Here is a 26,622-nt window from a genome sequence, read left to right as displayed (position 1 = left end):
TATCCATGCTAAGGATGAACTGATTCACAATGCTTACATCTGAAACAAATATGAATAAAACGCCAAAGAAGAGAACTAGACAAAAACACGTTTATTGTCTGGCAGTTCGGCGGGAATAAACAAAAAAGACCTCAAATGAGGTCTTTCTGAAAAGAAAAAATATGAGGGAAACTAAAGATAACTTACTGAATATCGCGCTCAACGGCGAGCGCCACACCCTGACCGCCACCGATACACAGCGTCGCCAGCCCTTTACGGGCATCACGCTTAATCATCTCATGCACCAGAGAAACAAGAATACGGCAGCCAGATGCACCGATAGGATGCCCGAGCGCAATTGCCCCACCGTTCACATTGACCTTCTGCGCGTTCCATTCCAGCATTTTACCCACCGAAATCGCCTGGGCGGCAAACGCCTCGTTAGCCTCAATCAGGTCGACATCATTCAACTGCCACCCGACGCGCTCCAGACAACGGCGCGTGGCATACACCGGAGCAATCCCCATCAGCGCCGGATCGACGCCCACGCTGGCAAAGGCGCGGATGCGCGCCAGAATCGGCAGCCCCAGTTCAAGCGCTTTGCTTTCGCTCATCATCAGCACTGCCGCCGCGCCGTCATTAATGGATGACGCGTTCCCCGCTGTAACCGAACCGGCGTGGTCGAAGGAAGGGCTTAAACGCGCCAACGCTTCGGCGCTGGCATCCGTTTGCGGCTGTTCATCGGTATCGACAACCTGCCTGCCGCCGTCCGGCAGCGGGTTAATCACCGGCACAATTTCATCACGAAAGCGGCCTGAATCAATGGCCTTACGCGCTTTGTGCTGCGAGCTAAGCGCCCATGCATCCTGCTGCTCGCGGCTAATACCGTATTCACGCGCCAGATTTTCCGCCGTGACCCCCATGTGGTAGTCGTTAAAAGCGTCCCACAGGCCGTCGTGAACCAGGCTATCAATCAGTTGACTGTTGCCAAGCTGCGCGCCGGTGCGGCTGTCGGTCAGCACGTGCGGCGCGCGGCTCATGTTCTCCTGTCCGCCGGCAATCACCACATCTGCTTCACCGCACTGAATCGCCTGGGTCGCCAGATGCAGCGCCTTCAGCCCAGAACCGCAGACGTCGTTGATGGTAATGGCCGAGACGGTATTCGGCAGACCGCCTTTTATCGCAGACTGTCGCGCCGGATTTTGCCCGGTTCCTGCGGTCAAAACCTGACCAATAATCACCTCATCGATCGACGCGGCGGAAATACCGCTGCGTTCCACCAACGCGTTGATCACCAGGCTACCCAGTTCGACGGCAGAATGGCGAGCAAGCGCCCCCTGAAAACAGCCGATGGGCGTACGGACTGCACCTACGATAACGACATCTTTCATCTTGACCTCAGCGCAAAATAACCTGCGTATAGTAGATGATTGTTATCAAATATTTTCGCAATTGTTTAAAAAAAGTGAGTTTTATCACAAAGGAAATTCATCTCATCCGCGTTACGCCGACGCCTGCTGTAGATACTGCCGCAGCCAGCTTCCGGCAGCGCCCAGCGGGGCTTCTTTATGCCACAGCAGATCGATAGAAACCGCCATCGGCCAGCCCGCAATATCCAGCATCTTCAGCTCCGCCGATCGAGAAAACTCCTCTACCAGCGCGCAGGGCAGCGCACACCAGCCTAACCCCTGCGCCGCCATGCTCAGCAGCATCAGGTAGTTTGGTGCCGACCACACCGGGCCGCGCGCGGGCGTGGCGCGATTTTCCAGATAAGTATTCAGCCGGAGCTCGCGCCAGGTTCGCAGCTGCTCCCATTCCACTTTCGACTGCGCGGCCAGCGGGTGCCCCGGCGCAACGTAAATCGCCATATGCGTGCGCATCGGCAGGCGAGTATGGCCAATGTCGGTGGGATAGTCGTCGCGCGCCTCAATCAGCCCCACCTGCGCGCGGCCTTTTTGCAACAGATCGACCACATCGTCGTCTTCACCCACCAGGCACTCAAACTCCGTATGCGGAAACCGCAGGTCGAACTGCGCCAGAAGATCTTCCAGCACGTCAGGATGCAGCGTATCGGAGAGCACAAACGCCAGCCGTGCCTCGGTTTCACCACTCAGCGACACGGCCAACTCATCGAGCCGTTCGCTGGCAGCCAGAATGGCCTGAACATAGCTTAATACCCGCTGGCCTTCCACCGTCAGTACCGGCTGACGCGCGGAGCGATCGAAAAGCGTGACGCCAAGATCCACCTCCAGGTGGGCGATGGCCGTACTGACCGTCGATTGGCTCTTGCGCAGTCGACGGGCAGCGGCCGAAAACGAGCCGCAGGAAACGGTTTCAACAAACGCGGTCAGTGCTTCGGGGGAATAGCGCATGAAGTATCTACTTTATCGATGGATTCTATCTTTTACTTATCACATTTCTCCATAAAATGCGCACAACCGTATTCCATAAAACAAAGGTCATCACATGCAGCAAGATTTATTACATCGCAGAAAACTCCCGGAGCGTATTTTTCATGCCGTTTGCTTTGAAGGCATCGCCACCGCGATCCTTGCGCCCACCGCCGCATGGCTGATGCAGCGTTCGGTGCTGGAAATGGGCGGGCTGACGATTATTCTCGCCACCACCGCCATGGTGTGGAACATCATTTATAACGCCGTCTTCGATCGCCTGTGGCCCGTCACCCGCGTGAAGCGCACGGCAAAAGTCCGAGCCCTGCACGCTTTAGGCTTCGAGTGTGGGTTTATTGTTATCGGCGTCAGCATTGTCTCGTTCGTGCTCGGCGTCACGCTGCTCCAGGCGCTGACGCTGGAGATCGGTTTCTTCCTGTTCTTCCTGCCCTACACCATGCTCTACAACTGGGCGTACGACACCCTGCGCGATCGCATCATGAAGCGTCGCCAGCAGAATCTCTACGCACAAAATTAATCCTCTTTTCAGGCCGATAGCCGTCGGCCTGGAAATGTTCAGCCACACGAAAAGCTAATTATGGTAAATTATCCGCCATTTTTTTGGTTTTATGGTTGATACATTCGAATAATGTCTAAAATCTGGTCTAAAGAAGAGACTCTATGGAGCTTTGCCTTATATGGCACTGCCGTCGGGGCGGGAACCCTTTTCCTGCCCATCCAGCTGGGCGCCGCCGGCGCGGTTGTGCTGTTCATCACCGCGCTGGTTGCCTGGCCATTAACGTACTGGCCGCATCGCGCTTTATGCCAGTTCATCCTCTCCGCTAACACGCCGGCTAGCGTGGGTATCACCGGTGCCGTCACCCATTACTATGGGAAAAAGATCGGCAGCCTGATCACCGCGCTCTACTTTATTGCGTTCTTCGTGGTGGTGTTGATCTATGCGGTTGCCATTACCAACTCACTAGCGGAACAGCTCTCCCGCTATCGGCCGGTTGATTTGCCGCTGCGCGCGCTCATCAGCCTGGGCGTGGTCGTGCTGCTGAACCTGATTTTCCTGACCGGTCGCCAGACCACCATCAAGGTGATGGGAATGCTGGTATTCCCGCTGATCGCCTACTTCCTGTTCCTGTCCGTATACCTGACCGGCAGCTGGCAGCCTTCGCTGCTGACGACGCAGATGGAGGTCAACACCCATACGTTACACCAGGTGTGGCTTTCCATTCCCGTGATGGTTTTCGCTTTTAGCCATACGCCGATTATTTCGACCTTCGCCATCGACAGGCGAGAGAAATACGGCGAGCAGGCCATGGGTAAATGCAAAAAAATCATGAAGGTGGCGTATCTGATTATCTGCCTGAGCGTGCTGTTCTTCGTCTTCAGCTGCCTGTTGTCGATTCCGCCGTCATACATTAATACAGCGAAAGAGGAAGGCGTGACCATCCTTTCTGCGCTGTCGATGATGCCCAACTCGCCTGGCTGGCTGTCGATTTCCGGCATTATTGTCGCGGTCGTGGCGATGTCGAAATCGTTCCTCGGCACCTACTTTGGCGTGATTGAAGGCGCAAGCGAGATGGTAAAATCGTCGCTCAACCAGGTGGGCGTACGCAAAAGCCGCTCGTTCAACCGCGGCCTGTCGATCCTGCTGGTGTCCACGGTGACGTTTATCGTCTGCTGCATCAATCCGAACGCGATATCCATGATTTATGCTATCAGCGGCCCGCTGATTGCCATGATTCTGTTTATCATGCCAACGCTGTCGACCTACCTGATTCCGGCGCTGAAACCCTACCGCTCTATCGGCAGCCTGATTACGCTGATTGTCGGCGTGATGTGCGTGTCGGTGATGTTTTTGGGTTAAGACCCTCATGACGTAAAAAAAGACCTGCCGGGGTAACCGTCAGGTCTTTTTTATTATTCAGGTCAGCCGCGAGGCTTACAGCGCCATATCATGCTGCGGCGAGGCGGTCGCCGGCTGTTCTACCGGTTTAGCCTGCGCGACCGGTGCGGCGGGCATCTGAATAACCGGCGGTTTGGTCAGTTGCAAGGTGGCGGCCGTGTCATCCCATACCTGCTGGGTGAGCGCGGTATTACCATTCAGATTCTGGCCAAAGCTCGGCACGATGCTGCGGATTTTGCTCTGCCATTCCGGCGAGTTAAACTGCTCAGGGAACAGCTTTTTAATCACGTTCAGCGTAATCGGCGCAGCCGTTGACGCTCCGGGCGATGCGCCCAGCAGTGCAGAAATCGTGCGCTGCTGGTCAACCACAACTTCGGTCCCCAGCTTCAGCACACCGCCTTTGTCAGCGTCTTTCTTAATAATCTGCACACGCTGACCGGCCTGGATCAGCGTCCAGTCTTCCTTACGTGCTGCAGGGTAATACTCTTTCAGTGCCGCAAAACGATCGTCGTCGCTTAACATCACCTGGCTGATAAGATATTTCACGAGATCAAAGTTATCCAGGCCAACGTGGGTCATCGGCATTACGTTGCTGGTCGTGGTGGTGCTTAGCAGATCGAAGAACGATCCCTGCTTCAGGAACTTGGTGGAGAAGGTCGCAAACGGCCCGAACAGCACCACGCGCTTACCGTCGATAAAGCGCGCATCAATATGCGGTACCGACATCGGCGGCGCACCCACGGACGCTTGCCCGTAGACTTTTTCCAGATGCTGGCGAGTGACATCCGGGTTCTCAGTCATCAGGAAGGAACCGCCCACCGGGAAGCCCGCATAATTATCCGCTTCCGGAATACCGGTTTTCTGCAACAGCTTCAGCGCGCCGCCACCAGCGCCAATAAACACGTACTTCGCGTCAATCGCGTGCTGTTTACCGCTACTCACATCTTCAATGGTCACATGCCAGGAGTTATCGCCGTTGCGCTTAAATTCGGTCACTTCAGAGGAGGTTTGCAGTGTGAAGTGCGGGTTCTTTTGCAGGCTGCCGATCAGCTGGCGAGTAATTTCACCGTAGTTAACGTCCGTCCCCACCGGCGTCCAGGTCGCGGCCACCTTCTGCTGTGGGTCACGGCCAGCCATAACCAGCGGCGCCCATTCGGCAATTTGCTGATGATTGGTTGAGAATTTCATGCCCTGGAACAGCGTGGTTTTTTGCAGCGCATCGTAGCGTTTGCCGAGGTATTCCACGTTTTTATCGCCCCACACGAAACTCATGTGCGGCGTCGAGTTAATAAACGCATGCGGATTATTCAGCACGCCGCGCTTAACCTGTGCCGACCAGAACTGGCGGGAAATCATAAACTGTTCGTTAATTTCCAGCGCTTTGCTTACGTCGATAGTGCCGTCCGGGCGCTCCGGCGTGTAGTTTAATTCCATGTTGGCCGAGTGGCCGGTTCCGGCATTATTCCAACCGTTAGAAGATTCCAGGGCCACCTTGTCGAGTTTTTCGACCATGACCTGTTTCCAGTCAGGCTGTAATTCCTGCAGCCAGGTGCCCAGTGAGGCGCTCATGATGCCGCCGCCGATCAGCAGAACATCGGTTTTTTCCGGCGTATCGGTATTGGCGTAAGCGGTTGAATTCACCAGCAGCGCAAGCGCGGCCAGCGAGAATAGTTTTTTATTAATTGCAGGCATAATGATGATATTCGCATAGCAGAATGTATTGAGTGCGACAATAGTAGCGCACTTTTACATTATTTTAAAATATCACCCATATTTAATTAAAAACATTAACAATATTCCCCTGCCCGCTTTTTTTAATTAAAAAAAGCAGCCGCATTCTTTGCAAGGAAATAAAGTTAATATTCTCCTTTATTCGAGTATCAATTAATGCAGGCCAAATTCTGCCATTAACTGTTGGCGAAGACGGACAAATTCGCTGCTGCTGCGTTCGCGCGGACGCGGCAGCGTGACCTCAATGGTACGAATCGGATCGCCCTTGATTTTTGGTAATATCAACACCCGATCGGCCAGATAAATCGCCTCTTCGAGATCGTGCGTCACCAGCACCATCGTCATTTTTTCCGCGTCACGGATGCGCACCAGCTCTTCCTGCATGGTGATTTTAGTCATCGCATCCAGCGCCCCCAGCGGTTCATCCAGCAGCAGGATCTCTGGCTGAATCGTCAGCGCTCGCGCAATCCCCACGCGCTGCGCCATGCCGCCGGAAAGCTGGTTCGGCAAGGCCTGCTCACAGTGGCTCAGCCCCACCAGTTCAATCGCCTCTTTCGCCCGCGCCCTGGCCTGCTTGCGCGCAACGCCTTGCACATCCAGGCTGAAGCTGACGTTTTCCAGCACCGTCAGCCATGGCAACAGGCGCGGCTCTTGAAATATGACCGCCCGCTCGCGGCTCATACCGTGCACCGCCTGACCGTCGATAATCACATCGCCGGCGTCAGGTGTTTCCAGCCCCGCCAGAATACGCAGCAGCGTGGTTTTCCCGCAACCGCTCGGCCCGACGATAGCAATACTCTGGCCGCTTTCAATCTGTAAATTGAGGTCGCGGAAGACATCAAACGGCTTGCCTTCAAGGGAGAAGGTCTTACGCAAGCTGCGAATTGAGATATCGCCGCGCGGGGTTTGTAACGTCGCCGTCATCATACACCTTCCGTTTTGAGCAAAATGTTTGAGGCTTTTAACTGGCCTTTTTTCAGCACGCCGTCGCGCTCAAGAATATCCAGCCAGAACTGCACGTCGTGCGGCTCAGACTGCCCGCCCTTACGCACGCCGTAGCCGGTGAAGTACTTCGCCACTTCCGGGTTTTCACCGCGTTCTTTGAGGATGTTAGCCATAATTTCGCGCACTTTTTCCGGGTTATCACGGGCAAAGTCCAGCGCACGCGCAGATTCCACAACGAAGACGCGCGCTGCGTCAGGATGCTGCTTCACGAAATCCGCACGCAGCACCGTAAAGCCGCCGGCAATCGGGCCGAGCACATCAGCATCGTTGAAAATAGGACGCAGGCCGCCGTGGCTACGCGCCGCGCCTTCAAAGGTGGTTTGCCAGTAGCCAAACGCCGCCACGTCCACCTGCCCGGAACGCAAGGTCTGCTCGAGCTGTGGGCCCGGCACCGCAACCGGCTTCGCCGCGTTTTCCGGCAGGTTCGCCTGGTGCAACGCTTCACGCAGGGTGTAGTCCAGATGCGCACCCAGGGTATTCACAGCGACGCTTTTTCCGACTAAATCTTTGATGGACTTAATCGGGCTATCTTCCTTCACGTAGAAGATAGATTTGGTGGTCTCATTGATGCCGTTGGTCGGGTATGCCGCCACGAAGTCGTTGCCGTTGGCGATGGCGTTAATCACCGCAGGCGTCGCCGCCGAGCCAATATCAATGCTGTTAGAAGCCAGCGCAAATAACGACTCCGGGCCACCGCTGGCGTAGCCGGCATTTTTGATCGCTACGCCGGTGCCTTTAAAATACCCCAGCGCTTCCGCTAATTCGTGCGCGGAAATACCGCCGTAGCTCGCCATATAGCGCATCGTGACCTCTTCCTGCGCCCGTACGGAGGCACTCATGCCAACGAGAAAAAGGACCGCTACCCACACAAAATAGATCTGTTTTTTCATTATTTATATTCCCGTCAGGCTAGATGTAAAAACGCAAAATAACGTGCAAAATTAATGGTTACGAGAGTTCCAGCGACACAGTCGGCGTTGCAAAATGACCAGAATGGCATTCGCTAATAACCCGGCAAAAGCCAGCAGAAATATTGCCGCGAACATCATGGGAATTTGGAAGTTATATTGCGCATTCATCACCCGAAAACCGATGCCCTGATTAGCGCCAATCATCTCAGCGGCAATCAGCAACAGCAGCGCAGTGGTCGCGGGCAGACGCAGGCCGACAAAAATAGAAGGAACGGAAGCCGGGACAATCACCCGGTAAAACAGCGTCAGACGGCCTGCGCCGAAAGTGCGCGCCATTTCCAGCAGCTTACCGTCCACCTCTTTCACGCCGCTAATGGTCGACAGCAGAATCGGGAACAGCGCCGCCCAGAAGATGACGAATACTTTTGAGGTTTCCCCCAGCCCCAGCAGCAGGATAAAGATCGGGTACAGCGCCAGCGCAGAAGTCTGACGGAAGAGCTGTAAGATGGGGTCCAGCGCCTGTTCGAGCGGGCGAATTTGCCCCATAAACAGTCCCAGCGGAATGCCCACCACAATGGCAGCGGCAAAGGCCAGACCGGCTCGCTGCAGGCTAATGGTGATGTCCCCCAGCAGCGCCCCTTCGGTTATGCCGTTCCACAGCGCGACGAAGATTTTATCCAGCGGCGGGATCACCGCGGCGTTCAACCAGCCCGCGGTGCTGGCGATTTGCCAGCCGGCGAAAAACAGCGCCAGCAGGCCATAACGGGCAATCAGCGACAAACTGCGCTGATACCACAGACCGTAGGCCGGCGCGGCGGCGCGGCGGGCCTTCAGACGAATACGCGTAGCGGAATAAAACATAGCTCCTCCTCAGGCCACTTTGGCGTTGCGCGCAGCGCTGTAGCGGTTTTCGGCAAACGGCAGCCCCAGATTTTCGCGCAGCGTTGTGCCTTCATAGCGAGTGCGGAACACCCCGCGCTTTTGCAAAATAGGCACCACCAGCTCGATAAAGTCATCCAGCCCGCCCGGCAGCCAGGGCGGCAGCACGTTGAAACCGTCGGCCGCTTCGTTCTCAAACCATTCCTGCAGCGTATCGGCCACCTGCTCAGCGCTGCCGACCACGGTAAAGTGCCCGCGCGCGGTCGCCACCCATTGGTACAGCTGGCGGATAGTGAAATTGTTGTCATCGGCGATCTGGCGGATCAGCTCAGGACGCGACTTCATGCCTTCCGTCACCGGCAGCGGCGGCAGCGGGCCATCAGGATCGAATTTCCCCAGATCGATCCCGCCACCGGCCAGACCGTTCAGTAGCGCAATGCCATCGGCTTCGACGATAAGCGAAGTCAGCTTGTGGTATTTTTCTTTGGCTTCTTCCTCGGTACGCCCGATAAACGGCGCAACGCCTGGCATGATCAGCACGTGATCCGGATTACGGCCGACCGCCCTGGCGCGAGATTTGATGTCACGATAAAAAGCCTGCGCCGTCTCGAGATGTTGGTGGGAGGTAAAGATCACTTCCGCCGTGGCTGCCGCCAGCGCCCGACCGCTCTCCGATTGCCCGGCCTGTACGATAACCGGTTGACCTTGCGCCGAGCGCGCGACGTTCAGCGGGCCGCGTACTTTAAAGAATTTGCCGACGTGGTTGGTGTCGTGCACCTTTTGACGATCGAAGAACTGCCCGGAGGCCTTATCGCGCAGGAACGCATCATCTTCAAAGCTATCCCACAGTTTTTTCACCACCTCAACGTGTTCTTTCGCCCGCTGATAGCGGTATTCATGCGGATGCTGGGTATCGAGGTTGAAATTGTGCGCTGCCGCTTCCGTCGCCGTGGTCACCACGTTCCAACCCGCGCGGCCGCCGGAGATCAAATCCAGCGAGGCGAACTTTCGCGCCAGATTATAGGGTTCTTCATAGGTGGTGGATGCGGTGGCGATAAAGCCGATATTTTTGGTCAGCGGCGCCAGCGCGGAGAACAGCGTGAGCGGCTCAAAACCGGCTACCTTCGCCGTGCCGCCGTCGGTTACGCCAGAGGCCGGGATCGCCAGACCATCGGCCAGAAAGTAGGCATCAAACAAGCCGCGCTCGGCGGTCTGCGCCAGCTGCTTATGAAATTCGAAACTGGTTGCGCCGTCGGCAGGCTGATCCGGATGCCGCCACGCCGCAATGTGTTGACCGCCGCCGGGAAGAAAAGCGCCTAATTTGATTTGTCTGCTCATTCTGGTTTTCTCCTGATTCATTGCCGGGGAGTGGGCTGAAATCAAGATAGCCAGAATGAGCCGCCATTTTGAAATAACAAATATTGAGTTCGTTATTTACATTTTTGCAATAAGAAATCCATGCTGTTACAACAATACGTTATTAGCTATCCGCTTTTGCTTCTTCGGTCCGGGCATGTTCGCGAGCATTTTTACGCTGCCAGGCAGGCAGTTCCGACAGCGCAATCCCTTCCGGTACCACCTGATGCTTCAGGCAGGCAACCCGCTGAGCCCGATAAATACCGGTATAGCCAGAGACCAGATAAGCCATCACGCAGGCCATCGCCGCGTACACGCCAACGTCGGCGCCGAACAGCTCAATAGCCATCAGGGTAGAAGCCAGCGGCGTGTTGGCGGCACCGGCAAAGACCGCGACAAAGCCCAGCCCTGCCAGGAAGGCAAACGGCAGATGCAACAGCGGCGCCAGCGCATTACCCAGCGTCGCGCCGACATAAAATAGCGGCGTCACCTCGCCGCCTTTAAAGCCGCTACCCAGCGACACGACGGTAAAGACCAGCTTGCCGAGAAAATCCCACGGTGCCAGCGGGTGCTGGAAGGCATCAACGATGGTCGGTATGCCAAGGCCGATATAACGATCCGCGTGCAGCAGGTAAACCGCCAGCGCTACCATTATCCCGCCAATAAACGGGCGCAGCGGCGCATAGGCCACGTATTTCTTCATGATGCCGCCAATCAGGTGCGTGGCATCCGCGAACGCGCGCGCCGCCAGGCCAAAACAGCCGCCGGCGATAATCACCGCACCCAGCGTCCAGAGCGACATCGGCGGGATCAGCGACATTGCATAGTGCGTATGGTGCACGCCCCACATCAGGCCAACCTGGTCGGCAATCACCGCCGCCAGCAGGCAGGGGAAGATGGCGGTGTAGTGCATCCGGCCAATCGCCATCACCTCCATCCCAAATATCGCCCCGGCCAGCGGCGTACCAAAGACGGAAGAAAAACCGGCGCTCACCCCGGCCATCAGCACCATTCGCCGCGCATCGTTATCAAGATTCAACAACGGCGTAAAACGGTCGGCGATAGAGGCGCCCATTTGCACGGCGGTGCCTTCGCGGCCGACCGAAGCACCAAACAGATGCGAAACCACGGTGCCGATAAACACCAGCGGCGCCATTCGCAGCGGGATCGTATTCGCCGGATTATGCACTTCTTCGAGGATCAGATTGTTTCCCGCCTCTACCGAACGGCCAAAGCGCAGGTACAGCCAACCGACGGCAAACCCGGCGAACGGCAACAGTCCGATCAACCAACGATGGCCGATGCGTGTGGCGGTGGCCCAATCAAGCGAAAAGAGAAACAGTGCGGAAGCCGAACCGACAAGCACGGCAATCACCGTAGCCACAAGCAGCCACTGCACAAGAAAGAAAAGCGTATTTTTACGTGCGAAACGTTCAGAGATCATTGACGCATCCTTAGATGAATTGATCATCCTGGACGCGGTAGAGGTGTGCCTGTTCATTCCCGGTCCAGGAATAAAAACAGGCATCATCAGCCACACGGCGGTTCAAGGGGGAATGCCATCCCCTGTCGCGCTATATTAGCACACGAATCGTTTCAGCCAAGCACTTTGCGCACGAAACTATTTCAGCGTTTCCAGCGGAAACGGCCGGTCCTGCACCACGGTTTTCATCACCAGCGTCGAACGCAGGTGCTGTACTCCCGGCATCGCCGAGAGCTTTTGATCGTAGAGCTGCTGGAACGAAGAGAGGTCGCGCGTCACGACCTGCATTAAATAGTCCGGGTCGCCAAATAAACGCTGCGCCAGCACAATCTGTGGGATATCTTCGACCGCTTCTTCAAAGGCGCTCACCGCGTTACGATCGCCCTCTCTCAGCGTGGCAAACACCAGCGCGACAAAATTAAAGCCCATCTTGCCCGGATCGAGATTGGCGCGATAGCCGGTAATCACCCCTTCCTGCTCCAGCGCACGCAGGCGCCGATGGCACGGCGACAGGCTCAGATTCACCCGTTCGGCGAGTTCGGTAATCGATAAACGACCATCGGCCTGGAGCTCAGCAAGAATTTTTCGATCGATACTGTCCATTTAGAAGATTCTCTCTCTTACCATCCATTTCAAGCATAACATTGAAAGCTCATTGCGCGGCAATACCGTTATTCTTTCTCGACCACGACTCAAGTGATTCGAAGAATAACGCAATGACAAATCATAAAGGATGTCCACCATGGCAATGAGCTTTGTCGCCGGCTTCTGGCTGGTGTCGTTTCTGCTGATCGTGACGCCGGGGGCCGACTGGGCCTACACCATCAGCGCGGGTATTCACGGACAGCGCATCGTACCGGCCGTCGCGGGGCTTATCTCAGGGCATCTGCTGGCGACCCTCGTGGTGGTAGCCGGCGTGGGTGTACTGATTGCCGGGCACCCGATGGCGCTAACGGCAATAACCCTGCTGGGGGCAGCCTATCTGCTGTGGCTCGGCATCGCGCTACTGCGTCGCCCGGCAACGATATCCACCGCCCGCCAGCTAAGCGGCGGCTGGAATCAGTGGGCGCTGAAGGGACTGTGTATCAGCGGCCTGAATCCAAAGGTTTTTCTGCTGTTCCTTGCGCTGCTGCCGCAGTTTACCGACCCTCACGGCCAATGGCCGGTGGCGCTGCAGATGTCGGCGCTGGGGCTGATGCACCTGATCACCTGTACACTCATCTATTTACTGGTGGGCTACGGTTCGCGCGCGCTGTTGGCCAGCCGCCCGCAGGCGGCGCGGGTCGTCAGCCGGCTCTCCGGGGGATTGATGGTGATTATCGCGGCAATTCTGCTCGTTGAGCAGCTGCGCTAATGGGTGAGAGCTGCGCCAGCCGGGCTGGCGCAGGGGTTCAGGCGCGAATATCGTCGTATTCGCGAGTGTTATCAAATTCATGTTTCGCAAACGGGCACAGCGGAATCACTTTACGCTGCTCCTGGCGCATTTTCGCCACCACTTTTGCCACCAGCTGTTTGCCAACGCCCTGCCCTTTAAGGCTAGGATCAACGTCGGTATGCTCAATAATGCTCAGATGCTCGCCCGTTGGTACAAAGACGATTTCGGCGACCTGATTACCTTGCGCATCGTTCACATAAAACTTGTTATGCCCTTCCAGTATTTCCATCGCACCCTCGTTTAGTCATGATGACGGTATTTCAGCGCCCCGCTTGGGCAGGTATCAATCACCCGCACCACCGTAGCCACATCCACTTCGTCCGGGATAATCCACGGTTTACGCTTCAGGTTAAACAGTTTGCTGCTGCCCCTGACACAGTTACCGGAATGCTGACAAATGCCAGTATTGAAATAGACATCGATTTTTTCCCCGGTATAGACGCGATACTCCGCATCCAGTAGTTCCTTATCCATGACATTGCCTCTATTTATTTATATGGTTCGAGGCTAAGCATAGACCTGAGGCAATGGGGATCGCCACTCATTTCACCGTCACTTCATTGCGGATGCGGTTCTGGAACTCGGTCGACAGGGCGGCAAACTTCTGCATTTTGTCCGAGAGCTCGCGGATCACCCGCGCGCTGTCGTTAGATCGTCCGTAGACATAGTCAAAATAGACCGTGCAGTCTGCCAGTTTGCAGAGCTTGGCGTAATCATCCTGTAAATGAGGGAAGTAGATAAAGATCAGTGCCTTGATTCTGGAATGCAGCTGGGTGTTATCACCGTTAATGCTGGGGTGGGTACTACGGTATTCTGCATCCTGTTTTTTCTTTATTTTGGCGAGAAAAAAATGAATGCTTGCCAGCCGCTGAGTATGCCATTCGATTTCCATTGCCAGCAGCTCCTCATATTTTTGCAGCATCTTCTGCTGCTTTTCCTCTTCTCTTTTTAGTTCGAACTCATCTCGCATCTTTTTTTCAATTTTCAGTTCGGTGCGCATGATAAGAAACCATCCACCTCCTAAAACTAAAAAACTCACGATGAGCAGTAATACTACGGCAATAGCGTTGTCCATACACAAACCTCTTCGATGATGTGAATACGAAAGACGTGGGGTAAGAGCGACACAACGGCGTAGTAACATTAATTAATTTGTTCACGCGATACGCGGTGGACGTTTTGCGGCGAGGAAAAAGAGAACCCCGGCATGCTTCGCCGGGGGTTTCACTGATGCTGGTAAGCGTTAGAAGGAGTAAGCGACGCCTACGCGGAAGCGGGTCTGGCGGTCGCTACGGTCGTTAACGCCCACGTTGCCCACTTCACCGTATGGCGCCCAGTTTTTGTCAATTTTGTACGCCACTTTCACGTTGTATTCCTGGGAGTACGGCTTGTTGTTGTTACGCGCATTGCCTTCAGAGCTACGTGCATATACGTAGTTCAGCTCGGTACGCCAGTCGCCAAACACATAGCCAGCCCATGCGTCACCACGGTTTACCTTATCGTCGTCTTTATTCGCATTTGACGGGTAGCGGGTATAGTCATAACGGTAGCGTGCCGCTACATAGAAGCCGTTGTCAAAGCTGTATTGCACTCGCAGGTTTGGCTTATAAATAGAACGGCTGTCGTTACTTTCAATATTAAAGCCCGGCTGAATAGAGAAGTTTTTATTAAATTTGTATTGATAGCTAATAGACTCTTCATGACCATTACCGACAAAGTCGGCAAACGGCTGATTAGTATTATCACCACCCGATTTCCATTTTGCTTCTACCGAGAAACCAAAGCCATTTGCGAAACGATGAGAAACCGAAACACGGTCGGCGTTAGTTTTATCTGTTTTGCCACCATCAATAAACTCATGACGCAAATCGACCGTTACCGCAGAGGCTGCGAAGGATGCACCACATAATGCCATCAGGACCAGAGATTTTTTAAACATGCAATAACCCTCAATTGGAATTGTGTTTCATTTTTATGGAATTGCATTTTATTTTTTTGCGAAAGATATTTTAGTGATCGAGATCGTAAAGATTTATTTCATAACCGCACGAAATGAAAGGACGTGACAGGTGTCAAGAAAATAGGGATTGACGAACAAAAAACACCGCCACAGATCACACCAAAGATTAATTTACATTGAGCTTACATAACTTTAGATAAGATATTTATTCATTTATTTTCAATGGCTTAAATTACAATAATTTCATGCGTTATTTTTTTATTATCAATAATTCACCTTCCCAACAATATAAATATTAAGAATTAACCAAATAACATTGCAGCATTTGACACACTTTCAGGCGATATCTAACGGCATCGATTGAACTTTTCTGGATCACATTTCTCAGCTTCTCTCATTCTCACTTTTTCCATCTCTGCCATGTTTATTCGGTTATTCCTTATCATCTCACGCCGAGGCCTGCATGCTGGAGAATGTCATCATCAGATAATCAGCTTCCCGCTCTTTCAGACCAGGCTGGTTATCGCTGCGCTTAAACCCCTCTCCCGTTCGTTCTCTCTGTCGCGAGAGCGAACGCGACGCGCTTTCTTGCGTGCCAGCTGACTCACAATGTGAATGCCGTGGGTGAGAGATGACAGCAGGCGCACCATTATGCATAATCGTGCAAATTCAAGGTTAAACAGGCAAAAGACATGTTAGCCAGCCAACGAAAACAGCAGATCCTGGCCATACTGGCACGAGATAAACAGGTGCAGTCGACCGGGCTTAGCCAGCACTTTAATGTTTCTGAAGATTCCATTCGCCGGGATTTACGTGAACTTGCCGCCGCCGGGTTACTCCAGCGCGTCCACGGCGGCGCACTGCCGGTTTCCGCCGCGATCGCGCCGTTCGAAACAAGAAAAAATGTGCAAATAAACGCGAAGAAAACCATTGCCCGGAAGGCCGTCGCGTTAATCAACCCAGGGCAAGTCGTCATTATCGACGGTGGCACCACCACCTCAGAGATGATCGCACTGCTGCCAAAGGCGCTGCCTCTCACCGTTGTGACCCATAGCCCACATATCGCCGTTGGATTGGTTGACTACCCGGAAGTAGAGGTCATTCTGCTCGGTGGTACGCTGTTTAAACACTCGGTGGTTACCACCGGAGCGGCAATGGCTGAAGCCGCCAGTAGAATCAACGCCGATCTGTTCTTTATGGGCGTGACGGGCGTGCACCACCGCGCGGGCTTTACCACCGGCAGTTTCGAAGAAGCGAGCGTAAAACGACTGCTTAGTGAGAGGGCTTCAGAGACGGTCGTGATGGCCTCCCACGAAAAAATCAACGCCGCCTCCGCCTTCGCCATTGGCGAACTTAGTCTGGCCAGCACGCTTATCGTCGACGGGGAGCTGGACGCATCGCTGTCCGAGGCGCTGGTTCGCAGCAACGTCGCGCTTATTAACTAACCAGGGCTAACCACGTCCTCTCCAGGCTTATCCTTAGAATGGCCTCTGCGCTGGCGAGCGGCGTTATGATCGACGCCACCTTTGCCACTCTGGCAGGCCGGTGACAAAACTATCCCTATATATGCTAGCCATGAGGCCATTGATAAATAACCTCTCGCATAGTTCAATGAATGCATAAGAACTTACGCATTGATTGTTTTAAGGAAGCTTATGTCCGTATCCCATTATTACCTGACTAAGCCGGATGGTTATGTTCGCTTCGAACAATCAGGAAAGTCTATGGAGGGCGAGTTCTACCGTTATGAGTCATTTGGTCAAGATAGTGATCCAACGTGGGGTTATATCAGGCCGTTTAATCGGGTCATCAGGCAACAGCTCATCGACAATTTACAGGCGCAACATGGCATCGACCTTCAGACGTTCACCTCTCAAGGTGACCTGATCACCTGTGATGCATTTGTGACCCACAAAGATTTGCAAGCAAGACACCAGGTGGTGCTTGATGCCTTCGAATTTATTGATCAATCGGAGCTGACAACTGAACAAGAACTCATTGCTCACTGCCGGGTCGATTTACTCCGACGCCAATACATTGTTGGTCGTCAGCTAAACGAGCCCAAAGAGACGTTAGATAACCTCAATGCCGAGTTTCTAAAATGGGTCACCCCTTTCTACACGCCGCTGCGCTATGAGCGGAAATGGCTAACCCGGCATCGTGAAGGGCTGTTTCGTTTGGCGATAGTGGTTACTGCCGCTGTTCTCGCCTATTTTCACTTTAGCTAACCAGGACATTCACAACATTAGCGCCACCATCGGCCATGGCGATATTCCCGGCGCTAGCCACGAGGGTATTTTTCCCCACAAACACCGAGACGACACCGCCATTGCTGCCGGTGACGTCATCGCGCTGATGCGCTTTTCGTGTCGAAAAGCGCCATCCCTGAAGGCAGGTAAATACCTTTCGAAAAACAGCGGCCCGGCTTAAAGTGCCGGGCCGCTGTCGACGGACAAACATCCCTATCAAAACACGAACATTACTCAGCCAACGTGCCCTGCAAAATAGCCAGCGCGGCGGTAAATTGTTTTTCCGTAATGGTCAGCGGATAAAGGAAACGAATGACGTTGCCATAAGTCCCGCAGGTCAGCAGCAGTAAGCCTTTTTCCAGCGCACGCTGCTGGACTTTTTGCGCCAGCGCGGCGGAAGGCTCGCCGCTTTTAGGGTCGACAAACTCTGCCGCCACCATCGACCCCAGGCCACGCACCGCGGCAATGCTCGGGTTACTTTCTTTTGCCGTAACCAGCGCCTGGGTCAGCCGTTCACCCAGCCGACGCGCGCGATCGCAGAGCGACTCTTTCTCAATGATATCCAGCACCGCGTGTGCGGCAGCGACCGCCAGCGGGTTACCTGCGTAAGTGCCGCCCAACCCGCCCGGCGCTGGCGCATCCATGATTTTCGCATTGCCCACTACGCCGGACAGCGGCATACCGCCCGCCAGGCTCTTGGCCATGGTCATCAAATCAGGTTTATCGGCATAATGATCCATGGCAAACAGTTTCCCGGTACGGGCAAAACCACTCTGCACTTCATCGGCGATCATCACGATCCCGTGCTCATCGCACAGACGACGAATCGCGCTGACCAGCTCTTTCGGCGCGACGTTAAAGCCACCTTCCCCCTGTACCGGCTCAAAAATAATCGCCGCGACTTGTTTAGCGTCGATATCCGCTTTAAACAGACGTTCGATGGCTTTCAGCGAATCTTCAACGGTGATGCCCTGCAGTTCAGAAGGATACGGTGCATGATAGACCGACCCCGGGAACGGGCCAAAGCCCAGCTTGTAAGGGGCCACTTTACCGGTCAGCGCCATGGTCATATAGGTGCGTCCGTGGAAACCGCCGCTAAACGCAATCACGCCGGGACGGCCCGTATAGGCGCGGGCGATTTTTACCGCGTTCTCTACCGCTTCGGCGCCGGTGGTGAAAAAGGCCGTTTTTGCCGGGCCGCTCACCGGTGCCAGCGTATTGAGCTTTTCGGCCAGGCTGACATAGCTTTCATAAGGCACGATCTGGTAGGCCGTATGGGTAAACTGCTGGAGCTGCTTTTCAACCGCCGCGACCAGATCCGGATGGCGATGTCCGGTGTTCAACACCGCGATACCGGCGGCGAAATCGATGTACTCTTTACCTTCGACGTCGGTGAGCGTCGCGTTTTCCGCCGACTGCGCGAAGAAGTTGCACATCACGCCAACGCCGCGCGGCGTGGCAGAAAGACGACGTTGATGAAGTTCGTTATTGCTCATGTTTTCAGACCTTTTGGTTATTCATCGTTAATCGAATTAATCACACGCCCAGACGATCGCGCAGGCTGTAATAGGCCGCGCCCATCGCGGTAAACGGTACGCGCAGCGTCCGCCCGCCCGGGAACGGGTAGTGCGGCAGATTGGCGAACGCATCAAAACGCTCCGCGTCCCCGCGCAGCAGTTCCGAAATCAGCCGTCCGGCCAGGTGGGTACAGGTCACACCATGGCCGCTGTAGCCCTGCATGTAATAAATATTTTTATCCAGTCGACCGAACTGCGGCATGCGCGAAAGCGTCAGCAGGAAGTTACCGGTCCAGCGATAGTCGATTTTGACCCCTTTCAACTGCGGGAAGGTTTTCAACAGTTTCGGGACCACCAGTCGCTCAACGTCATCAGGATCGCGCGCCCCGTAAACCACCCCGCCGCCGTAAAGCAGACGGTTGTCGGCGGTCAGGCGGTAGTAATCAAGCAGATAGTTACAGTCTTCGACGCAATAGTTATTCGGCAGCAACGAACGCGCCAGCTCATCGGACAGCGGCTCGGTGGTAATCACCTGGGTGCCACACGGCATGCTGCGTTTGGCTAGCTCAGGTTCCACTTTGTCACCCAGATACGCGTTACCCGCGACGATCACGAACTTCGCCGTCACCTGTCCTTTGGCGGTCGTGACCACCGCCGGCGAGGTGTGCTGGATGCCGGTGACTGCCGACAGTTCATAAACGCGGCCGCCGTTCAGACGAATAGCGTCGGCTTCCCCGATGGCAAGATTCAGCGGATGAATATGCCCGCCGCTGTGATCCAGCAGCGCGCCGGTGTAGCGCTCGCTATCCACCTCACGGCGGATCGCCTTTTCATCCAGCAGCTCCAGCTGCGTATTACCGTAGCGCTCCCAGTTCTCTTTTTGCTCTTCCAGCGTCGCCAGCTGCTTGTGATTCATCGCCACAAACAGCCCGCCCGGACGGTAGTCGCAGTCGATCTGATAACGCTGAATGCGTTCACGGATAATCTCACCGCCTTCAAACATCATGCTGCCGAGCATTCTCGCCGTGTCCATACCGTAGCTTTTTTCGATAACATCAATATCGCGACTGTAGGAGTTAACCAGCTGCCCGCCGTTACGCCCGCTGGCGCCGAAGCCAATCCGCGCGGCCTCCAGCACAACCACGTCGTACCCCGCTTCGGCCAGATGCAGCGCCGACGACAGGCCGGTATAGCCGCCGCCCACCACGCAGACGTCGCAATGAATGGACTCATCAAGGGTCGGGAATGGCGCATATTTATTGGCGCTGGCGGCGTAATAACTGGTGGTATGTTCGGTCATGATTAAGCCTCCAGGCTGATCCAAATGGTTTTAAGTTCAGTGAATTTTTCAATGGCGTGCAGCGATTTATCGCGACCATTACCGCTCTGCTTGTAGCCGCCGAACGGCACCGTCATATCGCCATCGTTATAGTTGTTCACGAAGACCGAGCCGGCCTTCAGGCGGCGGCTCATGCGGTGAGCGCGGGACAGGTCGCGCGTCCATACCGCCGCGCCCAGTCCGTATTGGCTATCGTTGGCCAGCGCAAGCGCCTGCGCTTCGGTTTTAAAGCGAGTGACCACCAGCACCGGGCCAAAAATTTCTTCCCGGCTGAGGGAATCTGTAGGGTCAACGTCAACGAAAATGGTCGGGCCGATTGCCGCAGGCCACGGCGTCTGACGACCGTCCACCAGCAGCTGCCCCTTGCGCTCGCCTTCACGAATAAAGGTGTGCACGGTGTCAGCATGGGCGCAATCGATCAGTGTCCCCATGGTGGTGGCCGGGTCGAGAGGATGGCCAGGCTGCCAGTTGCGCGCCTGCGCTTGTAAAAGGTCTAAAAACGCATCGGCAATGCTGTCTTCAAGCAGCAAGCGCGTACCGGCAATGCACACCTGCCCCTGGTTGTAGAAAATACCGCCCGCCGTGGCGTTGACGGCCTGCTGTAAATCAGGGCAATCGGCGAAGACGATATTGGCGCTTTTACCGCCCGCTTCCAGCCAGACGCGTTTCATATTGCTGTCGCCGGCATCTTTCAGCAGTTGTTTGCCGGTGCGGGTGGAGCCGGTAAAGGCGATCGCATCGATATCCGCATGCAAGGACAGCGCCTGCCCGGCTTCATGCCCGAAGCCGCTTACCACGTTCAGCACGCCGTCAGGAATGCCCGCCTCTTTTGCCAGCCCGGCCAGGCGCAGTGCCGTCAGCGGGGATTTTTCCGACGGTTTCAGGATGACGCTGTTGCCCGCTGCCAGCGCGGGGCCTAATTTCCAGCAGGTCAGCAGCAGCGGGAAGTTCCACGGGACAATGGCAGCAATCACGCCAACCGGCTCGCGCACAATCATCGCCAGCTCATTACTGCTCGTGGTGGCGACTTCGCCATACACTTTATCCAGCGCCTCGGCGTACCAGCGAATCGCGCGCGCCGCGCCAGGAATATCATCGCGCAGGCTATGACGAATCGGCTTTCCGGTATCCAGCGTTTCCAGCAGCGCCAGCTCTTCCGCATGGGCTTCTATTAAGTCGGCGAGTTTGTTCAGCACCGCCTTACGTTTCGCCGGCGCCGCCTGCGACCAGTCGCCGCGTTCAAATGCATCGCGAGCGCCTTGTACCGCGCGATCCACGTCGGCGTGTTGACCACGGGCAATGTTTGCCAGCGGAGCCTGGGTAAGCGGGTCAAGGGTTTCAAAGGTCGTATTGTCGGCGGCAGCACAATATTCGCCGTTAATAAATAACCGGTTTTCAATGGCGAGACTTAACGCTTTATCCTGCCAGTAAGCCAGATGATGGAAATTCATTTTGACTCCTGATTTTCGTATTCAAATACGCTTGATGGGTGAACGCCGGGCAACAGCAGGCCGCAAAGCGCCCCGGGTCAATAACCCGTATTTGCGCTTATGACGTTCTTTTTAATTACGTGTACTTTTTTACCCCGCCGGGAAATACATCCCGGCGGCGAAAAATAATCCGTTATGACGGCGATAGAACAGCCATTGCATCAGCCAGAGCGGCCAGGGGAGATTAAAACGTGGTGGGGGTATGGGCGCTGATAATCCGGCAAATTCCTGCCGATGTATTACTGAAGCTGTGCGGTATGCCGGTATTAATGGCATAGCTCTGCCCAGCGACCAGGTGATATGTCTGACCGTTAATCGTCAGAACCACTTCACCTTCCAGTACAGTGCCTATTTCCTCACCCTGATGCTTTATTCTTTCCCCGGTGGTGGTGCCCGGTTGATACGTTTCAAAAATCATTGCCAGCGTGCGATTAGGGTTACCGTTATGAACCAGCTTCATCGACACCCCCTGACTGCCCATTTCAATCAGGTCATCCTGATTAATAACGACCTGCGGCTCATCAGGTTTTTCCGGCTCGGAAAAGAATTCCGAGAGTGACAGACCATAAACTTTCAGCAGCTTTTGCAGCGTACTGATAGCAGGGCTGACTTTATCTTGCTCAATCGTGCTGATAGCACTGTGCGTCAGTCCAGAGAGTTCGGCGGCACGACGTTGTGAAAGTCCCTGCTTCTGGCGGATTTCCGACAAACGTTTTCCTGGCGCCAGTCCGTCATCACTCATAATATGCATTTCCTTAAGTGTAGGGGTCAGAGTCGCGGTTTTTCCGCGATATGGTTCTGACAAGCGGTGATAAAGCCCTCAAACAATATACGCGAAAGCGCGTACTCGCTACTGTTCCATTCCGGGTGCCACTGTACGCCCAGCGCGAAAGGATGGTCATTCACGCTGACCGCTTCCACCAGCCCATCCGGCGCACGCGCCTCAACACGCAGCCGAGGGCTGACCACTTTAGCTCCCTGACCGTGCAATGAATTGACCCAAAAGCTACTGCAATCCGGTAACAGGCGGGATAACAACCCGCCCGCCACCACCTGAACTTCATGCGACGGCGCGTATTGCTGCTCAATGGGCAGCTCCGGATCTTCCCGGTGCTCCAGCAGCTCCGGCTGTTCACACAGCTTGCGATGCAACGACCCACCGGTCGCCACCACCATTTCCTGGAGTCCACGGCAAATGGCGAAAATGGGGATGCGCCTTTCGAGCGCTGCGTTGATTAACGCCATGCTCAGAAGATCTCGCCCGGGATCGGCGTCAGGCTCATCGCCGTTTTCACCATAAAGGTGCGGCTGCACATTGCTGGGGCTTCCTGGCAGGTAGATACCGTCCAGTCTGGGAAGGAGTGCGTTCAGGTATTCAGGCTCTGCCAGCGCATGCGGCAGCGCAATGGGCAACCCGCCCGCACGAATAATGGCATTCAGGTACTTTTCTTGCAGGGTTTGGGTCTCATGACCCTTAAGCCTGTTCCTGCACATCACGATACCGATAACCGGCTTGTACATTATATTTTCCATGATCGCCCTCACAAAGTGGACTAAATTATAGCCATTACTGCCGTTAAATTGACCTTTATGTTCAATATTTTTTCAATCTAGCAGTGAGATTTCGTATTTGCAAACTTAATTTAACATTTGACAAACATTTCGTTTGCATACAAATTCGAGTAATGGTCATTATATTTTACACCTGAACGCGGGTGGGCAACAAAACCAAAGGCGAAGAATCATGGAAACTAATATCGTTGAAGTAGAGAGCTATGTTCAGCAGTCAGAAGAGAGGCGGGGCAGCGCGTTTGCGCAGGAAGTAAAACGCTACCTTGAACGCTATCCCAACACGCAGTCCGTCGATGTCTTACTGACCGATCTGAACGGCTGTTTCCGCGGTAAGCGCGTGCCGGTCTCCAGCCTGAAAAAACTCGAAAAAGGCTGCTATTTCCCGGCGTCCGTGTTTGCCATGGATATTCTGGGCAACGTGGTTGAAGAAGCGGGGCTCGGACAGGAGATGGGTGAGCCTGACCGCACCTGCGTGCCGGTGCTGGGGACCTTAACGCCTTCGGCGGCAGATCCTGAATACGTTGGGCAGATGTTACTGACCATGGTCGATGAAGATGGCGCTCCCTTTGACGTTGAGCCGCGGAACGTACTCAACCGCCTGTGGCAGCAGCTACGCCAGCGCGGACTGTTCCCGGTAGTAGCGGTAGAGCTGGAGTTCTATTTACTCGACCGTCAACGCGACGCCGAAGGTTATCTGCAGCCACCGTGCGCGCCGGGAACCGATGACCGCAACACCCAGAGCCAGGTCTACTCCGTCGATAACCTCAACCACTTTGCCGACGTACTCAACGACATCGATGAACTGGCACAGCTGCAGCTGATCCCCGCCGATGGCGCGGTCGCCGAAGCCTCTCCGGGCCAGTTTGAAATCAACCTTTATCACACCGATAACGTGCTCGACGCCTGCGATGATGCGCTCGCCCTGAAACGCCTGGTGCGCCTGATGGCGGAAAAGCATAAGATGCACGCCACTTTTATGGCTAAGCCTTATGAAGAGCACGCGGGCAGCGGTATGCACATCCATATCAGCCTGATGAATAACCGCGGTGAAAACGTGCTGGCCGATGCCGATGGCGAAGATTCTGCGCTGCTGAAAAAGGCGCTGGCGGGCATGATCGACCTGATGCCGTCTTCCATGGCGCTGCTGGCACCGAACGTGAACTCGTATCGTCGCTTCCAGCCGGGCATGTACGTGCCGACCCAGGCATCATGGGGCCACAACAACCGCACGGTTGCGCTGCGCATTCCGTGCGGCGATCGCCATAACCATCGCGTGGAGTATCGCGTGGCGGGGGCCGACGCCAACCCATATCTGGTGATGGCGACCATTTTTGCCGGTATTTTGCACGGCCTCGATAACGATCTGCCGTTGCAGGAAGAAGTGGAAGGTAACGGGCTGGAGCAGGAAGGGCTGCCTTTCCCCATCCGCCAGAGCGATGCGCTGTGGGAATTTATGCAAAACGCCCCGCTGCGTCACTATCTGGGCGAACGTTTTTGCCACGTTTACCACGCCTGTAAGAACGATGAACTGCTGCAATTTGAGCGGCTCATCACCGAAACAGAAATTGAGTGGATGTTGAAAAACGCATGACGCCCCTTCACGGGGCGGTAATACCGGCCTGAGTGGAACCTGGCCTGAATCTTCTGGTAATCCAGACATTTCCCGTATGTCGCGTTATGGAACGCAGGCGGCAACGGGCTTCCGTTAACGATTAAGACTGTGACGAGGAAATGAGATGATGCCGATGTTTACGTCCCCACAGGGGGAGGGAGGTTGCGAACATGAAACCGCCCTCACCGACTGCATGTTATCCCCACCGACGCCATTACTTCCCCTGCTAAACAGGTTTGATTTCAGGTCGACGCGACCGCAAACCCCGTTACGCAGTGGAGGTAACGCGCATGGCAACTAACACTTCGCTGAATATCCCTATGCAGCCGGGAAAAACCCGTCTGCGTAAATCGCTGAAGCTGTGGCAAGTGGTGATGATGGGCCTGGCCTATCTCACGCCGATGACCGTGTTCGATACCTTCGGTATTGTGTCCGGCATCAGTAATGGCCACGTGCCGGCGTCCTACCTGTTAGCGCTGGCCGGGGTGCTGTTTACCGCCATCAGCTACGGCAAACTGGTGCGTCAGTTTCCCGAGGCAGGCTCTGCCTATACCTACGCGCAAAAATCAATTAGCCCCCACGTGGGCTTTATGGTCGGCTGGTCATCGCTGCTGGATTACCTGTTCCTGCCGATGATTAACGTCCTGCTGGCGAAGATTTATCTTTCGGCCCTCTTTCCCGGCGTGCCGCCATGGGTGTGGGTGGCCACGTTCGTGGCAATCCTGACCGCCGCGAACCTGAAAAGCGTTAACCTGGTGGCGAACTTCAATACCCTGTTCGTGCTGGTACAGATAGCCATTATGGTGGTCTTTATCGTACTGGTCGTGCAGGGGCTGCACAAAGGCGAAGGCGTGGGGACCGTATGGTCACTACAGCCGTTTGTCAGTGAAAATGCGCACCTGATCCCTATCATTACCGGGGCGACGATAGTCTGCTTCTCGTTCCTCGGCTTTGATGCGGTGACCACGCTTTCAGAAGAGACGCCGGACGCCGCGCGCGTGATCCCCAAAGCCATCTTCCTGACCGCGGTGTACGGTGGGTTAATCTTCATTGCCGCGTCGTTCTTTATGCAGCTTTTCTTCCCGGATATCAGCCGCTTTAAAGACCCTGACGCCGCGCTGCCGGAGATTGCCCTGTACGTGGGCGGCAAGCTGTTCCAGTCCATCTTCCTGTGCACCACCTTCGTTAACACGCTGGCTTCAGGCCTGGCGTCGCACGCCAGCGTTTCGCGTTTGCTGTACGTGATGGGCCGTGACAACGTCTTTCCGGAACGCGTGTTTGGCTACGTGCATCCGAAATGGCGGACGCCAGCGCTGAACGTGATCATGGTCGGGGTTGTGGCGCTGTCGGCGCTGTTCTTCGACTTAGTCACCGCCACAGCGTTGATTAACTTCGGCGCGCTGGTGGCGTTTACCTTCGTCAACCTGTCGGTGTTCAACCATTTCTGGCGACGCAAAGGCTACAACAAAAGCTGGAAAGATCACTTCCATTACCTGCTGATGCCGCTTATTGGCGCGTTGACGGTCGGCGTGCTGTGGATCAACCTGGAAGTCACATCGTTAACGCTGGGTTTGGTCTGGGCAATGCTGGGGGGAATGTATCTTTGGTATCTGATCCGACGCTATCGCAAAGTACCGCTGTATGACGGCGAGCAGCGGATAAGCACTGTTGGGGAAAGCTAACCGAAATGCCCGATGGCGCTACGCTTATCGGGCCTACGGGGATTGAGATCGACATTCTTTGTAGGCCGGATAAGTCGCTTGCGACGCCATCCGGCACTCCGCTTTCTGAGCGGC

Annotated in this window: 25 protein-coding genes and 1 riboswitch; of the genes, 7 read left to right on the top strand and 18 right to left on the bottom strand. The window is 55.1% G+C overall.

Going from position 1 to position 26,622, the window contains the following annotated elements; translation table 11 throughout:
- Window positions 1-182: 182 nt before the first annotated feature.
- On the bottom strand, window positions 183-1,370 hold the full coding sequence (locus H7R56_RS04765; protein WP_106925873.1) for an acetyl-CoA C-acetyltransferase: 1,188 nt from the start codon (window positions 1,368-1,370) through the stop codon (window positions 183-185).
- A 111-nt stretch (window positions 1,371-1,481) separates the two neighbouring features.
- Window positions 1,482-2,351, bottom strand: coding sequence for a LysR family transcriptional regulator (locus H7R56_RS04760; protein ID WP_106925871.1), 870 nt, complete (start codon window positions 2,349-2,351; stop codon window positions 1,482-1,484).
- 94 nt (window positions 2,352-2,445) lie between these two features.
- On the opposite strand from H7R56_RS04760, the gene H7R56_RS04755 reads away from it, so the two are divergent.
- Window positions 2,446-2,907, top strand: coding sequence for a multidrug/biocide efflux PACE transporter (locus H7R56_RS04755; protein WP_106925869.1), 462 nt, complete (start codon window positions 2,446-2,448; stop codon window positions 2,905-2,907).
- 111 nt (window positions 2,908-3,018) lie between these two features.
- Window positions 3,019-4,248 (top strand): amino acid permease, encoded by a 1,230-nt coding sequence (locus H7R56_RS04750; RefSeq protein WP_106925867.1) that lies wholly within the window; start codon window positions 3,019-3,021, stop codon window positions 4,246-4,248.
- A 75-nt stretch (window positions 4,249-4,323) separates the two neighbouring features.
- On the opposite strand, the gene mqo is transcribed toward H7R56_RS04750, so the two are convergent.
- The 7 genes from mqo to H7R56_RS04715 all read right to left on the bottom strand — a co-directional run bounded on the left by mqo (window position 4,324) and on the right by H7R56_RS04715 (window position 12,255).
- Window positions 4,324-5,979, bottom strand: a complete 1,656-nt coding sequence (gene mqo, locus H7R56_RS04745; protein WP_106925865.1) for a malate dehydrogenase (quinone) — start codon at window positions 5,977-5,979, stop codon at window positions 4,324-4,326.
- Between the two features lie 192 nt (window positions 5,980-6,171).
- Window positions 6,172-6,945: an ABC transporter ATP-binding protein gene (locus H7R56_RS04740; RefSeq protein WP_181357980.1), complete on the bottom strand. Its 774-nt coding sequence runs from the start codon at window positions 6,943-6,945 to the stop codon at window positions 6,172-6,174.
- On the bottom strand, window positions 6,942-7,913 hold the full coding sequence (locus H7R56_RS04735) for an ABC transporter substrate-binding protein (RefSeq protein WP_106925863.1): 972 nt from the start codon (window positions 7,911-7,913) through the stop codon (window positions 6,942-6,944). The genes H7R56_RS04740 and H7R56_RS04735 overlap by 4 nt, the downstream gene beginning before the upstream one ends.
- Before the next feature lie 51 nt (window positions 7,914-7,964).
- Window positions 7,965-8,795, bottom strand: a complete 831-nt coding sequence (locus H7R56_RS04730; protein WP_182928537.1) for an ABC transporter permease — start codon at window positions 8,793-8,795, stop codon at window positions 7,965-7,967.
- Window positions 8,796-8,804: 9 nt separating this feature from the next.
- Window positions 8,805-10,151: an LLM class flavin-dependent oxidoreductase gene (locus tag H7R56_RS04725; RefSeq protein WP_182928536.1), complete on the bottom strand. Its 1,347-nt coding sequence runs from the start codon at window positions 10,149-10,151 to the stop codon at window positions 8,805-8,807.
- Window positions 10,152-10,293: 142 nt separating this feature from the next.
- The gene (locus H7R56_RS04720; protein ID WP_106925857.1) at window positions 10,294-11,613 is read right to left on the bottom strand and encodes a voltage-gated chloride channel family protein; all 1,320 of its coding nucleotides are present in this window, start codon (window positions 11,611-11,613) and stop codon (window positions 10,294-10,296) included.
- 70 nt (window positions 11,614-11,683) lie between these two features.
- A riboswitch (Fluoride riboswitch) is annotated at window positions 11,684-11,745 on the bottom strand.
- Window positions 11,746-11,790: 45 nt separating this feature from the next.
- On the bottom strand, window positions 11,791-12,255 hold the full coding sequence (locus H7R56_RS04715; RefSeq protein WP_106925855.1) for an Lrp/AsnC family transcriptional regulator: 465 nt from the start codon (window positions 12,253-12,255) through the stop codon (window positions 11,791-11,793).
- 139 nt (window positions 12,256-12,394) lie between these two features.
- On the opposite strand from H7R56_RS04715, the gene H7R56_RS04710 reads away from it, so the two are divergent.
- A complete protein-coding gene (locus H7R56_RS04710) occupies window positions 12,395-13,006 on the top strand; it encodes a LysE family translocator (RefSeq protein ID WP_106925853.1) in 612 nt (203 codons plus the stop codon).
- 37 nt (window positions 13,007-13,043) lie between these two features.
- Here the strand turns inward: H7R56_RS04710 and H7R56_RS04705 are convergent, their stop codons facing one another.
- The 4 genes from H7R56_RS04705 to H7R56_RS04690 all read right to left on the bottom strand — a co-directional run bounded on the left by H7R56_RS04705 (window position 13,044) and on the right by H7R56_RS04690 (window position 15,026).
- Entirely contained in the window at window positions 13,044-13,316 is a 273-nt protein-coding gene (locus H7R56_RS04705) for a GNAT family N-acetyltransferase (protein WP_106925851.1), read from the bottom strand.
- Window positions 13,317-13,327: 11 nt separating this feature from the next.
- A complete protein-coding gene (gene yjdI / locus H7R56_RS04700; protein ID WP_106925849.1) occupies window positions 13,328-13,561 on the bottom strand; it encodes a 4Fe-4S mono-cluster protein YjdI in 234 nt (77 codons plus the stop codon).
- A gap of 67 nt (window positions 13,562-13,628) precedes the next feature.
- Window positions 13,629-14,162 carry a hypothetical protein gene (locus H7R56_RS04695; protein ID WP_146145707.1) on the bottom strand — a complete coding sequence of 178 codons (534 nt, stop codon included), beginning with the start codon at window positions 14,160-14,162 and terminating at the stop codon, window positions 13,629-13,631.
- Between the two features lie 168 nt (window positions 14,163-14,330).
- On the bottom strand, window positions 14,331-15,026 hold the full coding sequence (locus H7R56_RS04690) for a porin (protein WP_106925845.1): 696 nt from the start codon (window positions 15,024-15,026) through the stop codon (window positions 14,331-14,333).
- Between the two features lie 713 nt (window positions 15,027-15,739).
- Here H7R56_RS04690 and H7R56_RS04685 point away from each other — a divergent pair.
- Both H7R56_RS04685 and H7R56_RS04680 read left to right on the top strand, forming a co-directional pair.
- Window positions 15,740-16,492 carry a DeoR/GlpR family DNA-binding transcription regulator gene (locus tag H7R56_RS04685; protein WP_106925841.1) on the top strand — a complete coding sequence of 251 codons (753 nt, stop codon included), beginning with the start codon at window positions 15,740-15,742 and terminating at the stop codon, window positions 16,490-16,492.
- Window positions 16,493-16,702: 210 nt separating this feature from the next.
- Entirely contained in the window at window positions 16,703-17,275 is a 573-nt protein-coding gene (locus H7R56_RS04680; protein WP_106925839.1) for a hypothetical protein, read from the top strand.
- 251 nt (window positions 17,276-17,526) lie between these two features.
- Here H7R56_RS04680 and puuE read toward each other — a convergent pair whose 3' ends face one another.
- From puuE to puuD, 5 genes are all read right to left on the bottom strand, one after another.
- The gene (puuE, locus tag H7R56_RS04675) at window positions 17,527-18,792 is read right to left on the bottom strand and encodes a 4-aminobutyrate transaminase (RefSeq protein WP_106925837.1); all 1,266 of its coding nucleotides are present in this window, start codon (window positions 18,790-18,792) and stop codon (window positions 17,527-17,529) included.
- Window positions 18,793-18,832: 40 nt separating this feature from the next.
- Window positions 18,833-20,113, bottom strand: coding sequence for a gamma-glutamylputrescine oxidase (gene puuB, locus H7R56_RS04670; RefSeq protein WP_106925835.1), 1,281 nt, complete (start codon window positions 20,111-20,113; stop codon window positions 18,833-18,835).
- 2 nt (window positions 20,114-20,115) lie between these two features.
- Window positions 20,116-21,603, bottom strand: coding sequence for an aldehyde dehydrogenase PuuC (gene puuC / locus H7R56_RS04665; protein WP_106925833.1), 1,488 nt, complete (start codon window positions 21,601-21,603; stop codon window positions 20,116-20,118).
- A gap of 223 nt (window positions 21,604-21,826) precedes the next feature.
- Entirely contained in the window at window positions 21,827-22,384 is a 558-nt protein-coding gene (puuR, locus tag H7R56_RS04660; RefSeq protein ID WP_106925831.1) for an HTH-type transcriptional regulator PuuR, read from the bottom strand.
- Window positions 22,385-22,410: 26 nt separating this feature from the next.
- On the bottom strand, window positions 22,411-23,163 hold the full coding sequence (gene puuD / locus H7R56_RS04655; RefSeq protein ID WP_182928676.1) for a gamma-glutamyl-gamma-aminobutyrate hydrolase: 753 nt from the start codon (window positions 23,161-23,163) through the stop codon (window positions 22,411-22,413).
- 223 nt (window positions 23,164-23,386) lie between these two features.
- Between puuD and puuA the strand changes: the two genes are divergently transcribed.
- Window positions 23,387-24,805, top strand: a complete 1,419-nt coding sequence (puuA, locus tag H7R56_RS04650; protein WP_106925827.1) for a glutamate-putrescine ligase — start codon at window positions 23,387-23,389, stop codon at window positions 24,803-24,805.
- A gap of 311 nt (window positions 24,806-25,116) precedes the next feature.
- On the top strand, window positions 25,117-26,508 hold the full coding sequence (puuP, locus tag H7R56_RS04645) for a putrescine/proton symporter PuuP (protein ID WP_106925825.1): 1,392 nt from the start codon (window positions 25,117-25,119) through the stop codon (window positions 26,506-26,508).
- Window positions 26,509-26,622 lie beyond the last annotated feature (114 nt).

It is taken from the genome of Klebsiella sp. WP3-W18-ESBL-02 (genome assembly GCF_014168815.1).
GTDB classification, from domain to species: Bacteria; Pseudomonadota; Gammaproteobacteria; order Enterobacterales; family Enterobacteriaceae; genus Kluyvera; species Kluyvera ascorbata_B.
The sequence above is the reverse complement of the archived record's forward strand: the minus strand, read 5'-3'. Positions and strand labels throughout refer to the sequence as shown.